The following is a 12,729-nucleotide window of genomic DNA, read 5'->3' as shown; positions in this document are numbered from 1 at the left end:
CGGCGCCAGGCCAGCGCCGGCTGCGCCCGCGCCAGCGTGTCGAGCCGCGCGCTGGCCTGCCGCCGCGCCATCAGCTCGAGGAAGCGCGCGGCCAGCAGGAACAGCACGAACATCACTGCCGCGTCGTACCAGACGTGACGCCCGCCGCGCAGGGTTTCGAACAGGCTGGCGAAATACGCCAGCAGCACAGAACTCGCCACCAGCGTGTCCATGCCCGGGCGCCGGTGCCGCAGCTCCACGGCCATGCCGGCCAGGAAGGGCCAGCCGGAGAAGAACACCACCGGCGTCGACACCAGGAAGGTGATCCAGCGGAAGAAGTCGCGCGTGGCCGGCGCCATTTCGTTGGCGGTGTCGAGATAGAGCGCCTCCGCGAACATCATCGCCTGGGTCGCGCCCAGCACCGCCACGCCCAGGCGTGCGATCAGGCGGTTGCGTTCGCGGCGGCGCTCGCGCTCGGCGGCTTCGCCCTGCGCGAGGTGCGGGCGATAGCCGAGCGCGGCCAGCCGCGACAGCAGCCGCGACAGGGGGGCGCGCGCGGGATCCCAGCGCAGCCGCACGCGGCCGGTGATGGCGTTCGCACCGACCTCCAGCACGCCGTCCTCGCGCACCAGCGCGCGGTCGATCAGCCAGGCGCAGGCGGCGCAGCGCATGCCTTCCACCACCACCGTGACCTGGTCGCCTTCGGCGGTGCGCACCACGTGGCCGGCCTGCACGTCGGCGCGGTCCCAGCTGGCGAAGTCGGGCGCGGCTTCGTCCACGCGGGCACCATCCTCGCGCCGCAGGCGGTAGTAGTCGTCGAGCCCGGCGTCGGCGATCCACTGCGCCGCGGCACCGCAGCCGTGGCAGCAGACGGCGCGCGCCTCGCCGGCGACGGTGACCCGGGGCGGGTCGGGGGGAAGGGGCTCGCCGCAGTGGAAGCAGGCGGGGCCGGGCGGGCGGTTCATTCGGCGCTGACCGCGGGCTCCAGCCGAAGCGCGGTATCACCGGGCCGGTAGCGGCCAACCAGGCGCCAGCTGCCGTCGGCGGCGACCAGGCGGAGGTGCCAGGCCTCTTTCCCGACCAAGGCCCCCGCCGCGTGCCAGCCCCGCGGGTGCGGCGACAGCACCAGTTCGCGGTCCAGGCTCGATTCGATCGGATGCACCAGCTGCAGCCGCGGCGCCACGGGCCCGGAACCCGGCAGCACCTGCACCAGCACGCCGCCGTCGTCGAACGCGAGCTCGGCCGACAGGCCCAGTCGCGCCGCGGCCTCGTCGGGCGCGAGCGAAGTGACCTGCACCTGCGCCGTGCGCCGGACCTTGTCGGGGTTGGTGTCGACGCCGCTTTCGCTGGCGGCCAGCCACAGCGTCCAGAAACCGGCGACCACGGTGGCGGCGGGGATGGCGATCATCAGCCAGGCCACCGGATTGCGGTGCCACTGGCGGGCGGGCGTGTCGGTCATGGGATCGGGCCGAAGAAGCGGGTTTCCTCGACAGCCTGCACGCCCTCGGCGTCGCTGTCGACCACGAAGCGAAGGTCGGCGCGGCCCCTCACGCGGCCGGCCGGGGCGCGCAGCGTCACCGGCACCGTCAGCACTTCCCCGGCGGCGGCGGCGTGGGTGGCCCCGGCCTCCACCAGCACGATGTCCGGGGCGCCCTCGATGCGAACGGTGAACACGTGCGGGCGGTCTTCCTTGTTGACGATGCGCAGCAGGTAGGCGTTCTCGATGCTGCCGTCGGCGGCGACGCGGTAGAGCGCATTGCGGTCGCGGATCACGTCCACCAGCAGCGGCGCGCGGGTGGCGATGCCGACCCCGAAGCCCACCAGCAGCAGGAGCAGCAGGGTGCCGTACACCAGGATGCGCGGCCGCAGGATGCGCGAGGGCTTGCCGTCGAGCGCGTTCTGGGTGGTGTTGCGGATCAGGCCGCGCGGGTAGCCCATCTTGTCCATCACCGAATCGCAGGCGTCCACGCAGGCGCCGCAGGCGATGCACTCGTACTGCAGGCCGTTGCGGATGTCGATGCCGGTCGGGCAGACCTGCACGCAGATCGTGCAGTCGATGCAGTCGCCCAGGTCCTCGGGCGAGTTCACCTCGGGCGGCGGCGGCAGGCCCTCCTGCGCGTCGACCACCAGGCCGGTGGTGGCGCGGGCGCCGGCCTTGAGGTCGGCGGCGCTGCGGTGCTGGGCGGCGTGCACCACCGCGCTGGTGGCGATGTCCATCGGCAGCAGGCCGCGCGCGCGCTGCAGCACGCTGGCCAGGGCGTTCTTCTTGCGGGCGCCGCGCGGCTCGCCGCGCATCGGGTCGTAGGCGATGATCAGGGTGTTTCGGTCGAACATCGCGCTCTGGAATCGCGCGTACGGGCACATGTACTTGCACACCTGCTCGCGCAGCACGCCGGCGTTGCCCCAGGTGGCCAGCGAGTAGAACAGCACCCAGAACGTCTCCCAGCCGCCCCATTCGAACGGCACCATCCGCGCCGCGAGGTCGCGGATCGGGGTGAAGTAGCCTACGAAGGTGAAGCCGGTCCACAGCGCGAACACGAGCCACAGCACGTGCTTGGAGCCTTTGCGCAAGAGCTTTTCGCGGCTCCAGGGCGCGGCGTCGAGCTTCATCCGCTTGTTGCGGTCGCCCTCGGTCCAGCGCTCCATCCAGATGAAGACCTCGGTCCACACCGTCTGCGGGCAGGCGTAGCCGCACCACAGCCGGCCGGCCAGCGCGGTGAAGAAGAACAGCGTGAGCCCGGCCATGATCAGCAGCAGGGCGAGGTAGAAGAAGTCCTGCGGCCAGAAGCTCAGGCCGAAGATGTAGAACTTGCGCGCCGGCAGGTCCCAGAGCACCGCCTGGCGGTCGTCCCACTGCAGCCAGGCGAAGCCGTAGTACATGCCCAGCAGCCAGAACACCGCGGCCTTGCGCAGCGTCTGGAAGAAGCCGCCCTGCTCGCGCGGATAGACCTTGCGCTCGGAGACGTAGAGGCCGACCTCATCCACCAGCTCGACGGGAATCTTGCCTGCCATCGATCAGTCCTTCGGCAGCGGGCGGTTGAAGCGGCTAGCCGGCCTGAGCAGGATCCAGGTGAACAGGCTCGAGCTGGCCGTGCACGCCCAGAAGGTGAAGAACCCGATCGTGTAGCCCACGCCGCGGCTGATCTCCAGGTGCGGGAAGGTCAGGTCGCGCAGCTGCAGCGGGTCGACGAAGGCGAAGAACACCATCGTCGCCACGCCCGCCGCGAAGAAGCTCGGCCACAGGATCGCCCCGAGCCGCTGCGCCAGCGGCCGGGGCGGGTGGTCGAAGCCGCGTTCGGCTTCGAGCCTCATGGGGCTCCCGACGGCTCGCCGGCGTTGGCCGCGTCGCCGTGCGACAGCGACCAGACATAGGCGGCCGCGAGGCGGGTGCGGGTCTCGCCGATGATGGGCAGGTGCGCCGGCATCATGCCGTTGCGGCCCAGCGTGATCGCCTCGCGGATGCTGTTGAAGTCGCTGCCGTACAGCCAGGCGTCGTCGGTCAGGTTGGGCGCACCCAGGGCCGGGTTGCCCTTGCCCTCGATGCCGTGGCACGCGGCGCAGACGCCGCCGAACTTCGCCTTGCCGGCCGCCACCAGCGCCGGGTCGGCCTTGATGCCCGACAGGCTCTGCACGTAGGCCGCGACTTCGGTCACGCCGACGTCGCCGCCGACGGCCGGGGCCAGGGCCGGCATCGCCGCCTGGCGGCCGTGCAGGATGGTGGTGAGGATGTCGTCGGGCGAGCCGCCCCACTGCCAGTCGGCGTCGGTGAGGTTGGGGAAGCCCTTGGCGCCGCGCGCATCCGAGCCGTGGCACATGGCGCAGTGGTTGGCATACAGGCTGGCGCCGAACGCGACCGCGGCCGGGTCCTTGGCGATCTGGTCGATCGGCATGCCGTCGAAGCGGCCGAAGGCCTCCGCGAGCTTCGCATCGGCCTCGGCCTTGTCGGCGTCGTGCTCGCCGGCCGATGTCCAGCCGGAGGTGCCGGCGAAGTTGCCCATGCCCGGGTACCAGATGAGGTAGCCGACCGAGTAAATGATGGTCAGGTAGAACAGGTTGATCCACCACTTCGGCAGCGGCTTGTTGTACTCGGTGAGGTCACCGTCCCAGACGTGGCCGGTGGTTTCGGCGTCCTTGTTGCCGTCGGACTTGCGCTTGCGCGCCGTCCACCACAGCAGCCAGGTGGTGGCCACGATGTTCAGGACCACGAGGAAGATGACGTAGAGGGACCAGCCGGTCGTCATGGGGTGTTCTCGCTCTGGTCTTCATCAAGGGGAATGCGGGAGGCTTCGTCGAACTCGGGCTTGCGCTTGGCGCTGTACACATAGGCGGCGCCGGCGATGAACGCGACGAGGGCGATGACGGTGAGGATTCCGGAAATCATGTCGGTCACCCCTTTGGTGCGTGCTTGCCCAGGCCCTGGAGGTAGGCGATGAGCGCGTCGAGTTCGGACTTGCCGGCGACCGCGGCGGCGGCGCCATCGATCTCCTCGTCGGTGTAGGGATCGCCGATGCGCTGCAGCGCGCGCATGTTGCGCGCCACCGCGCCCGGGTCCACCGGGGTCTCGGCCAGCCACGGGTAGCCGGGCATGTTCGACACCGGCACCACGTCGCGGGGGTTGATCAGGTGCACGCGGTGCCAGTCATCGGAGTAGCGGCCGCCGATGCGGGCCAGGTCGGGGCCGGTGCGCTTGCTACCCCACTGGAACGGGCGGTCGTACACCGACTCGCCGGCCAGCGAGTAGTGGCCGTAGCGTTCGGTCTCGTGGCGCAGCGTGCGCACCATCTGCGAGTGGCAGTTGTAGCAGCCCTCGCGCACGTAGATGTCGCGGCCGGCCAGTTCCAGCGGCGGGTAGGGCTTGATGCCCGGCAGCGGCTTCACCGTTTCCGCCTGGTACATCAGCGGGACGATCTCGGCCAGGCCGCCGAAGGAGATGACGACGGCGATCAGGATCGCCATCCAGCCGATGTTGGTCTCGAGTTTCTCGTGGCTCATGTCCGTGTCCTTACGCGTGGCTGGCTTCGGGGGCGGCGGGCAGCACCGGGGCGGCCACCAGGCCCTTGGCCTGCTGGAACGTGCGCCACATGTTCACCACCATCAGCACCATGCCGGCCACCACCAGCACGCCGCCGATCAAGCGGATCATGTAGTAGGGGTAGTTGAACTTGACGATCTCGACGAAGGCGTAGGTGAGCGTACCGTCGGCGTTGGAGGCGCGCGCCATCAGGCCCTGGCCGATGCCAGCGATCCACATCGAGGCCGCGTACAGCACCACGCCGATGGTGTGGACCCAGAAATGCAGGTCGATGAGCTTGACCGAGGCCATTTCCTTCAGGCCCAGGCAGCGCGGGATCACCATGTAGATCGAGCCGATCGAGATCATGGCCACCCAGCCCAGCGCACCGGAGTGCACGTGGCCGATGGTCCAGTCGGTGTAGTGGCTGAGCGCGTTGACGGTCTTGATCGACATCATCGGGCCCTCGAAGGTGCTCATCATGTAGAACGAGATGGCGACGATCAGGAACTTGATGATCGGGTCGGTGCGCAGCTTGTGCCAGGCGCCCGAGAGCGTCATGACGCCGTTGATCGCGCCGCCCCAGCTGGGCGCCAGCAGGATCAGCGAGAACACCATGCCCACGCTCTGCACCCAGTCGGGCAGGGCGGTGTAGTGCAGGTGGTGCGGGCCGGCCCACATGTAGATGGCGATCAGCGCCCAGAAGTGCACGATCGAGAGCCGGTAGCTGTAGATCGGCCGGCCGGCGCGGCGCGGCACGAAGTAGTACATCATCCCGAGGAAGCCGGCGGTCAGGAAGAAGCCGACCGCGTTGTGGCCGTACCACCACTGCACCATGGCATCCACGGCACCCGAGTAGAGGGGGTAGCTGTGCATCAGGCCGGCGGGGATGGCCAGCGAGTTGACGATGTGCAGCAGGGCCACGGCGATGATGAAGGAGCCGTAGAACCAGTTGGCGACGAAGATGTGCCGGACCCGGCGCTTGGCGATGGTGCCGAAGAAGACGATGCCGTAGGCCACCCAGACCAGTGTGATCAGCACGTCGATCGGCCAGGCCAGCTCGGCGTACTCCTTGCCCTGGGTGTAGCCCAGCGGCAGCGAGATGGCCGCGGCAAGGATCACCGCCTGCCAGCCCCAGAACACGAAGGCGGCCAGCTTGTCCGAGATCAGCCGCACGTGGCAGGTGCGCTGGACCACGTACAGGCTGGTGGACATCAGGGCGCAGCCGCCGAAGGCGAAGATCACGGCATTGGTGTGCAGGGGCCGCAGCCGGCCGAAGCTCAGCCAGGCGGTGTCGAAGTTCAGCGAGGGCCAGTAGAGCTGGGCGGCGATCAGCACGCCGACCGTCATGCCCACCAGCCCCCAGACGACCGTCATCACCGCGAACTGCATGACGACCTTGTCGTTGTAGGTTTCCACCTTGTTGTCCAGCGCCATCGGATCATCCCCGGTTTCGTTGCGTGATTATCCGCAGCACGTTTGGACCCCGGCTTGACCGAGGTCAATTCACACGGAGGGTGGCGCTCGGGCCGGGCCGGGCTCAGCCGTCGGTCGGGTGCGCGAGCGCGGCCTTGACGGCGGCAAGGAAGGCGGGATCCGGCACCGCGCCCAGCTTTTCCGTGCGGGCCAGCACCCGGCCCTCGGCGTCCAGCAGCACGAGGGCGCTGGAGTGGTTGAACTCGCCATCGGCCAGGGCGCGGTAGCGGATGCCCAGCAGGGCGGCCACCCGGCGCACGCCGGCGGCCTCGGTGCGGGCCAGGGTCCAGCGGGCCGGGTCAAGCTTGCGCTTGCCGGCCACCGAGGCCAGGGCTGCGGTGTCGTCCCGGGCCGGGTCCAGGCTGACCAGCAGGATGCCCAGGCGGCTGCGCTCCTCCGGCGTGAGCTGGTGCTCGACGCCCTTGGCGCTGTCCACGATCAGCGGGCAGATGTAGCGGCAGGAGGTGTAGAACATCGCCACCAGCTGCGGCTTGCCGCGGCGGTCGGCCAGCACGAAGGGCTTGCCGGCCTGGTCGCTGAAGGCATCGTCGAGCAGGTAGATCGAATCGTCGGGCAAGGCGGCCGGCGCGGCGGTGGAGAGGCCGGGCAGCAGCAGGCAGGCCAGGGCGAGGGTGCGCAGCAGGCGGGTCATGGGGCGGCTCCGGGCAGGTCGCGGGCGCAGCGGAAGCCCAGGTTCTTCGTGGTGTCGTCGCCCTCCAGCGCGGACAGCATGGCCACCCGCATCAGCACGGCGTAGTTCTCGCGGTCGTCCATGCTCAGTGCTCCTGCGCCACAGAAGCGCAGCGCGTCGGGGTCGCCCTGCTCGCGGTTGTCGCCCGAGACCAGCATGGCCGAGTGGTCCTCGACCCATTCCCAGACCAGGCCGTGCAGGTCCTGGATGCCGTGCACGTCGGGCGCGGACTGGCCCACCGGAGGCAGCGGCCGGCCCGAGGGCACCGAGTACCAGGCCAGGATGCGCTCGCGCCAGGCCGGGTCGCTGCGGGCGTCGGCGCGGGTTTCGTCGGCGGCCGCGGCGTACTCCCACTCCGACCAGGTCGGCAGGCGGGCATCGATGGACTCGCAGTAGGCCTGGGCGGCGAACCAGCTGACCATCACGACCGGTTGCTCCGGAAGTGCGTTAGCACCGAGTTCCGTGGGACCGGCCCAGTGCTCGAGGTAGCGCGACTCGGCGAACACCACCGGCGCCTTGCCGCGCTGCCAGCGCGGGTGCTTGCGCACGAAGGCCAGGTAGTCGGCGTTCGTGACCGGCCGCTGCTGCAGCGCGAAGCCCGGCAGCGTCACCTTGCCGCCGGTGTCCTCGTAGCGCAGCACCGAGGCGAACTCGCCACCCGGCAGCGTGCGCCAGGCATTGTCGGCACCGGCCGCGACGGCACCGGCACAGGCGCCGATGCCGAGCAGGGACATCGCTAGGAGGCCGGCGCGCATGTCAGTGCGCCGCGCCTTCGCCGCGCTCGGTGCTGGCGCGCACCTTGGCCACGTCCTCCTTGCTCACGCGGCCCCCCGGGTTGCCCCAGCTGTTGAGCGTGTAGGTGAGGATGTTGGCGACCTCGTCGTCGGTGAGCTGGCTCATCGGCGGCATCACCGAGTTGTAGTCCTGGCCGTTGACCTTGATCGGGCCGGTGAGGCCGTTGAGCACGATGCCGGCCAGCTCGGCGTGCGAGCGCGTCATCCAGTCGGACTGGGCCAGCGGCGGGAAGACGCCCGCGAGGCCCTTGCCGTCCGGCTGGTGGCAGGTCGAGCAGGTGCCGGCAAACAGCGCCTGGCCGGCCGCGACCTGGTCCTCCAGCGTGAGCGTGCCGGCCGCGTTGGCCGCGGCCGCGGCCGCCACCGGCGCCATGCTGCCGGCCTTGTCGCCGAGGTAGACCTCGTCGACTTCCTTGCCCGAGTAGATGGCCGGGTTCTCGGCGCCGTCCACCTTCAGGATCGCCAGCGCGCCCTTGTTGAAGGCGCGGAACAGGGAGTGGTCGACCAGCACGTAGCTGCCCGGCACCTCCAGGTGGAAGTCGGCCATCGCGGCGCCGCCGGCCGGAATCAGGGTGGTCTGGACGTTCTCCTGGTACTTCGTGCCGCCCTCGAACCAGACCTTGTCGAAGATTTCGCCGATCACGTGGAAGCTCGAGATCAGGTTCGGGCCGCCGTTGCCGACGTACATGCGCACGCTCTCGCCGACGTTGGCCTTGAGCGCGTTGTCGCCGGTCATGGAGTTCTCGGCACCGTTGAACAGCACGTATGTGGCGTTCTCGTCGATCGCCTTCTGCATGTCGAACGGCGCGTAGCCTTTCTCGCGGTACTTGGTGGTGGTGTAGAAGTCGCCCTGCATCACGTAGAACTCCTTGTCCACCGGCGGCAGGCCTTCGGGCGGCTCGACCAGGATCAGGCCGTACATGCCGTTGGCCACGTGCATGCCCACCGGCGCGGTGGCGCAGTGGTAGACGTAGAGGCCGGCGTTGAGCGCCTTGAAGGTGAACTGCGAGCTGTGGCCCGGAGCCGTGAACGTGGACGCGGCGCCGCCGCCCGGCCCGGTCACGCCGTGCAGGTCGATGTTGTGCGGCATCTTCGAGTCGGGGTGGTTGTTGAGGTGGAACTCCACCGTGTCGCCCTGGCGCACGCGGATGAAGCTGCCGGGCACGGTGCCGCCGAAGGTCCAGAAGGTGTAGGTGACGCCTTCGGAGATCTCCATGTCGACTTCGCGGACTTCGAGGTTCACCACCACCTTGGCCGGGTAGTCGCGGCCGGTGGCCGGCGGCACCAGCGGCGGGCTGGTCAGCACGGCCTCGACCGGCTCGCCCTGCGGCGGGCCGAAATCGCCCTTGCGCGAGCCGCCGGTGTCGCCGGCGTCGGCGCTGGCCGTGGCCTGGCCGCGGGAGTCGAGGTTGGCGTTGGGGTTGTCGCGGCAGCCCGGCAGCGCGAGCAGGGCGGCGATCGAGAGGGCGAGCAGCTGGCGTTTCATCGTGCGTCTCCGGGCAAGTGTTGATGCGTTCAACCTGGGAGAGAGTGTCGGCAAACGCTGGGGCCATCTCCCTGACATAGGTCAAGTCGAGGGCGCCGGCCGAGTTTTTGCCCCCGGGGCGGCGATGTGGTCCGCGAAATCCCGCGACGGAGTGCGTGCCGCTTGACCTGGCTCAGGGGAAGGCGCGTGCACGCCTGCCAGCATCGTGGTGGCCCGAACCGGGCCCACGACGGACCGCGCCATGACCCTGAAGCCATGCCTGCCACTTTCCCTGGGGCTGCTCGCGCTGCAAGCCGCCCTCCCCGCCACCGCCGCGGATGGCTGGACGGCGAACCTTCGTTTCCGCCACGAAGCGGTGGACGACCATGCCTTGGCACGCAGCGCCGCCGCCGACACGCTGCGCTTGCGCCTGGGCTGGAGCCGCGCACTGGCGCACGGCTTCAGCACCGGCTTCGAGGGCGAAGGCGTCGCGGAGCTAAGCGACCGCTTCAACTCCGGCGCCAACGGCAAGACCGCCTACCCCGCGGTGCCCGATGCCCGCGCGCTGGAGATCAACCAGGCCTGGCTGCGCTGGCGTGGCGAGCGCGGCGGCGGCACGCTGGGTCGGCAGCGCCTCGGCTTCGACAACCACCGCTTCGTCGGCAATGTCGGCTGGCGCCAGAACGAACAGACGTTCGACGGCCTAGCCGCCGACGCAACCCTGCGTGAAGGCCTGGTGCTGCGCTATGCGTGGCTCGACCGCGTCCACCGCGTGTTCGGCGACCAGGCGCGCGACCCGCTGGCGCGCGAACGCCGGCTCGACACGCACCTTGTGAATCTTGGCTGGCAGTTCGGCGGCGGCAGCCTCACCGGCTACGGTTACTGGCACGAGGACCGGGACGTGGCGGCGGCCTCCACCCGAACGCTGGGCCTGCGCTGGAACAGCCAGCGAACCTTCGGCAAGGCCGGCTTCGGCTGGACGCTGGAAGTCGCCAACCAGCAAGACCATGCCGGCAACCCGAGCACCACCGACGCCGACTATTTCCTGGTCGAGCCTTCCCTGGTCGCGGGCGGGCTGACCTGGAAGCTGGGATGGGAGCAGCTGGGCGGCAATGGCGCCACGGCCTTCCAGACGCCGTTGGCCACGCTGCATGCGTTCAACGGCTGGGCCGACAAGTTCCTCGTCACGCCGGCCAACGGACTTGATGACCGCTATGCCAGCGTGTCTGGAAAATTCGGTGCCGGGCGGCTGGCGGACACGCTGGCATGGACGGTCGCCTGGCACGACTACCGGTCCGACCGGGGCAGCATCGACTACGGCCACGAGTGGGACGCCTCGCTGTCCATTCCCTTGACGGCGCGCCTGACCGGACTGGCGAAATTTGCCGACTATCGAAGCCATGGTTTCGCACGCGACACGCGCAAGCTCTGGCTGCAGGTCGAGTGGGCCTGGCCCTAGGCGACATCGCGCGTCATCCGCACCTCAACACTACGCAGGCGTACGGAGGATGGGACAACAATACTGGCGCGAACGGTGAGCATCGCATTGCAGAATGCATTTTTTTGCAGTGCGAATGAATCCATGATCCAAGCCGCTTCCTACGACCGCGACCAGCTGCTCGCCTGTGCGCGCGGCGAAATGTTCGGACCGGGCAACGCACGCCTGCCGGCCGACCCGATGCTGATGTTCGACCGCATCACCGAGATACGCGCCGACGGTGGCGCGAACGGCAAGGGCGTCATCCGTGCCGAACTCGATATCCGCCCGGACCTGTGGTTCTTCGCCTGCCACTTCCAGGGCGATCCGGTGATGCCGGGCTGCCTGGGCCTGGATGCGCTCTGGCAACTCGCGGGCTTCTTCCTTCCCTGGCAGGGCGAGCCCGGCCGCGGTCGTGCGCTCGGCGTGGGGCAAGTGAAGTTCACCGGCCAGGTGTTGCCGACCGCCAGGCTCGTTTCCTACGAGATCGACATCCGGCGCGTCGTGCGCGGCAAGCTTTCGCTGGTGATCGCCGACGGCGCGATGCGCGTGGACGGTCGCGAGATCTACACCGCGAAGGATCTCCGCGTTGGCCTGTTCACTTCGACGGAGGGGTTCTGAGCATGCGCCGCATCGCGATCACCGGCATGGGCATCGTGTCCTGCCTGGGCAATGACCTCGCCACGGTTGGCGCCGCGCTCCGCGAGGGGAGGCCTGGGATCGGTCTGCTCGAGGACGCGGTGGCGATGGGCCTGCGCAGCCACGTGGGCGGCCGGCCGGTGTTCGACGCCGAAGCCGCCATCGACCGCAAGCTGCGCCGCTTCATGGGCGATGCGGCGGCCTACGCGTACGTGGCGATGCAGTCCGCGATCGCCGATGCCGGCCTGGACGACGAACAGGTACGCAGCCCGCGAACCGGCCTGGTCGCGGGTTCGGGCGCCGGCTCGGCGCAGTGGCAGGTCGAGGCGGCCGACCTGCTGCGCAACCGCGGCGTGCGCAAGGTGGGTCCGTACATGGTGCCCAAGACGATGACCTCCACGGTGTCGGCCAACCTCGCCACCGGCTTCGGCATCCGCGGCATGAGCTACTCGATCGGCGCGGCCTGCGCGACCTCGGCGCACTGCATCGGACTGGCCGCCGACATGATCCGCAGCGGCCGCCAGGACATCATGTTCGCCGGCGGCGGCGAGGAGCTGCACTGGGGCCTCACGCTGCAGTTCGACGCGATGGGCGCGCTGTCCACCGGGTTCAACGACCGGCCGGCGCAGGCCTCGCGCCCGTATGACGCCGACCGCGACGGCTTCGTCATCGCCGGTGGCGCCGGCATGCTGGTGCTCGAGGAGTACGAGCACGCGCGCGCCCGCGGCGCCCGCATCCATGCCGAACTGCTGGGCTACGGCATCACCTCCGACGGCGCCGACATGGTGGCGCCCTCGGGCGAGGGCGCGGTGCGCTGCATGCGGATGGCGATGGAGGGCGTCGAGGCGCCGATCGACTACCTCAACACCCACGGCACCTCGACGCCGCTGGGCGACGTGGTCGAGCTCGAGGCCGTGCGCGCCGTGTTCGGCGACGCGGTGCCGCCGCTGTCTTCGACCAAGGGCCTCTCGGGCCACTCCCTTGGCGCGGCCAGCGTGCACGAGGCGATCTACTGCCTGCAGATGATGCGCGAGGGATTCATGGCCGGCTCGGTCAACATCGATCGCCTGGATCCCCGGGTGGAGGGCTTCCCGATCCTGCGCGAATCCCGTGCTGCGGAACTGCACACGGTGATGTCCAACAGCTTCGGATTCGGTGGCACCAACGCGACCCTGGTGTTCGGCCGCGCTTGACACC

The 12,729-nt window shown here is 69.7% G+C and carries 14 protein-coding genes; 3 read left to right on the top strand and 11 right to left on the bottom strand.

Features of this window, described 5'->3' with window-relative positions:
* The 11 genes from Q0C12_RS01375 to nirK all read right to left on the bottom strand — a co-directional run.
* Nucleotides 1-944: heavy metal translocating P-type ATPase metal-binding domain-containing protein (locus Q0C12_RS01375; protein WP_290885119.1), on the bottom strand; the 944-nt coding region annotated here is incomplete at its 3' end.
* Complete coding sequence (locus Q0C12_RS01370) at nucleotides 941-1,438, bottom strand: FixH family protein (protein WP_290885116.1); 498 nt, start codon at nucleotides 1,436-1,438, stop codon at nucleotides 941-943. The genes Q0C12_RS01370 and Q0C12_RS01375, both read right to left, overlap by 4 nt.
* Entirely contained in the window at nucleotides 1,435-2,991 is a 1,557-nt protein-coding gene (locus Q0C12_RS01365; protein ID WP_290885113.1) for a 4Fe-4S dicluster domain-containing protein, read from the bottom strand. Before Q0C12_RS01365 ends, Q0C12_RS01370 begins: the two co-directional genes overlap by 4 nt.
* A gap of 3 nt (nucleotides 2,992-2,994) precedes the next feature.
* A complete protein-coding gene (locus Q0C12_RS01360) occupies nucleotides 2,995-3,291 on the bottom strand; it encodes a hypothetical protein (RefSeq protein WP_290885110.1) in 297 nt (98 codons plus the stop codon).
* Nucleotides 3,288-4,220: a cytochrome-c oxidase, cbb3-type subunit III gene (gene ccoP / locus Q0C12_RS01355; RefSeq protein ID WP_290885107.1), complete on the bottom strand. Its 933-nt coding sequence runs from the start codon at nucleotides 4,218-4,220 to the stop codon at nucleotides 3,288-3,290. Before ccoP ends, Q0C12_RS01360 begins: the two co-directional genes overlap by 4 nt.
* On the bottom strand, nucleotides 4,217-4,360 hold the full coding sequence (locus Q0C12_RS01350) for a CcoQ/FixQ family Cbb3-type cytochrome c oxidase assembly chaperone (protein WP_290885104.1): 144 nt from the start codon (nucleotides 4,358-4,360) through the stop codon (nucleotides 4,217-4,219). Before Q0C12_RS01350 ends, ccoP begins: the two co-directional genes overlap by 4 nt.
* A 5-nt stretch (nucleotides 4,361-4,365) precedes the next feature.
* The gene (gene ccoO / locus Q0C12_RS01345; RefSeq protein ID WP_290885101.1) at nucleotides 4,366-4,971 is read right to left on the bottom strand and encodes a cytochrome-c oxidase, cbb3-type subunit II; all 606 of its coding nucleotides are present in this window, start codon (nucleotides 4,969-4,971) and stop codon (nucleotides 4,366-4,368) included.
* 10 nt (nucleotides 4,972-4,981) lie between these two features.
* Nucleotides 4,982-6,427 (bottom strand): cytochrome-c oxidase, cbb3-type subunit I, encoded by a 1,446-nt coding sequence (ccoN, locus tag Q0C12_RS01340; RefSeq protein WP_290885098.1) that lies wholly within the window; start codon nucleotides 6,425-6,427, stop codon nucleotides 4,982-4,984.
* Between the two features lie 103 nt (nucleotides 6,428-6,530).
* Nucleotides 6,531-7,118 (bottom strand): SCO family protein, encoded by a 588-nt coding sequence (locus Q0C12_RS01335; protein WP_290885095.1) that lies wholly within the window; start codon nucleotides 7,116-7,118, stop codon nucleotides 6,531-6,533.
* A complete protein-coding gene (locus Q0C12_RS01330; protein ID WP_290885093.1) occupies nucleotides 7,115-7,912 on the bottom strand; it encodes a formylglycine-generating enzyme family protein in 798 nt (265 codons plus the stop codon). The genes Q0C12_RS01335 and Q0C12_RS01330 overlap by 4 nt, the downstream gene beginning before the upstream one ends.
* Before the next feature lies 1 nt (nucleotide 7,913).
* Nucleotides 7,914-9,437, bottom strand: a complete 1,524-nt coding sequence (nirK, locus tag Q0C12_RS01325) for a copper-containing nitrite reductase (RefSeq protein WP_290885090.1) — start codon at nucleotides 9,435-9,437, stop codon at nucleotides 7,914-7,916.
* A gap of 241 nt (nucleotides 9,438-9,678) precedes the next feature.
* Here nirK and Q0C12_RS01320 point away from each other — a divergent pair, with 241 nt between their 5' ends.
* The 3 genes from Q0C12_RS01320 to fabB all read left to right on the top strand — a co-directional run bounded on the left by Q0C12_RS01320 (nucleotide 9,679) and on the right by fabB (nucleotide 12,725).
* Nucleotides 9,679-10,875: an alginate export family protein gene (locus Q0C12_RS01320; protein ID WP_290885086.1), complete on the top strand. Its 1,197-nt coding sequence runs from the start codon at nucleotides 9,679-9,681 to the stop codon at nucleotides 10,873-10,875.
* 123 nt (nucleotides 10,876-10,998) lie between these two features.
* Nucleotides 10,999-11,514 carry a 3-hydroxyacyl-[acyl-carrier-protein] dehydratase FabA gene (gene fabA / locus Q0C12_RS01315; protein WP_290885083.1) on the top strand — a complete coding sequence of 172 codons (516 nt, stop codon included), beginning with the start codon at nucleotides 10,999-11,001 and terminating at the stop codon, nucleotides 11,512-11,514.
* Between the two features lie 2 nt (nucleotides 11,515-11,516).
* The gene (gene fabB / locus Q0C12_RS01310; protein ID WP_290885080.1) at nucleotides 11,517-12,725 is read left to right on the top strand and encodes a beta-ketoacyl-ACP synthase I; all 1,209 of its coding nucleotides are present in this window, start codon (nucleotides 11,517-11,519) and stop codon (nucleotides 12,723-12,725) included.
* Nucleotides 12,726-12,729: the final 4 nt, after the last annotated feature.

It is taken from the genome of Arenimonas sp. (assembly GCF_022842045.1).
Lineage (GTDB): Bacteria > Pseudomonadota > Gammaproteobacteria > Xanthomonadales > Xanthomonadaceae > Arenimonas.
This window is presented reverse-complemented; position numbering and strand designations above follow the sequence as displayed.

What these genes read in the sequence shown, in the direction of transcription:
- ccoO (WP_290885101.1), bottom strand. Translation starts at nt 4,971, where the DNA reads ATGAGCCACGAGAAACTCGAGACCAACATCGGCTGGATGGCGATCCTG.
- ccoN (WP_290885098.1), bottom strand. Translation starts at nt 6,427, where the DNA reads ATGGCGCTGGACAACAAGGTGGAAACCTACAACGACAAGGTCGTCATG.
- Q0C12_RS01320 (WP_290885086.1), top strand. Translation starts at nt 9,679, where the DNA reads ATGACCCTGAAGCCATGCCTGCCACTTTCCCTGGGGCTGCTCGCGCTG.
- Q0C12_RS01370 (WP_290885116.1), bottom strand. Translation starts at nt 1,438, where the DNA reads ATGACCGACACGCCCGCCCGCCAGTGGCACCGCAATCCGGTGGCCTGG.
- fabB (WP_290885080.1), top strand. Translation starts at nt 11,517, where the DNA reads ATGCGCCGCATCGCGATCACCGGCATGGGCATCGTGTCCTGCCTGGGC.
- Q0C12_RS01330 (WP_290885093.1), bottom strand. Translation starts at nt 7,912, where the DNA reads ATGCGCGCCGGCCTCCTAGCGATGTCCCTGCTCGGCATCGGCGCCTGT.
- Q0C12_RS01365 (WP_290885113.1), bottom strand. Translation starts at nt 2,991, where the DNA reads ATGGCAGGCAAGATTCCCGTCGAGCTGGTGGATGAGGTCGGCCTCTAC.
- Q0C12_RS01335 (WP_290885095.1), bottom strand. Translation starts at nt 7,118, where the DNA reads ATGACCCGCCTGCTGCGCACCCTCGCCCTGGCCTGCCTGCTGCTGCCC.
- ccoP (WP_290885107.1), bottom strand. Translation starts at nt 4,220, where the DNA reads ATGACGACCGGCTGGTCCCTCTACGTCATCTTCCTCGTGGTCCTGAAC.
- nirK (WP_290885090.1), bottom strand. Translation starts at nt 9,437, where the DNA reads ATGAAACGCCAGCTGCTCGCCCTCTCGATCGCCGCCCTGCTCGCGCTG.
- fabA (WP_290885083.1), top strand. Translation starts at nt 10,999, where the DNA reads ATGATCCAAGCCGCTTCCTACGACCGCGACCAGCTGCTCGCCTGTGCG.
- Q0C12_RS01350 (WP_290885104.1), bottom strand. Translation starts at nt 4,360, where the DNA reads ATGATTTCCGGAATCCTCACCGTCATCGCCCTCGTCGCGTTCATCGCC.
- Q0C12_RS01360 (WP_290885110.1), bottom strand. Translation starts at nt 3,291, where the DNA reads ATGAGGCTCGAAGCCGAACGCGGCTTCGACCACCCGCCCCGGCCGCTG.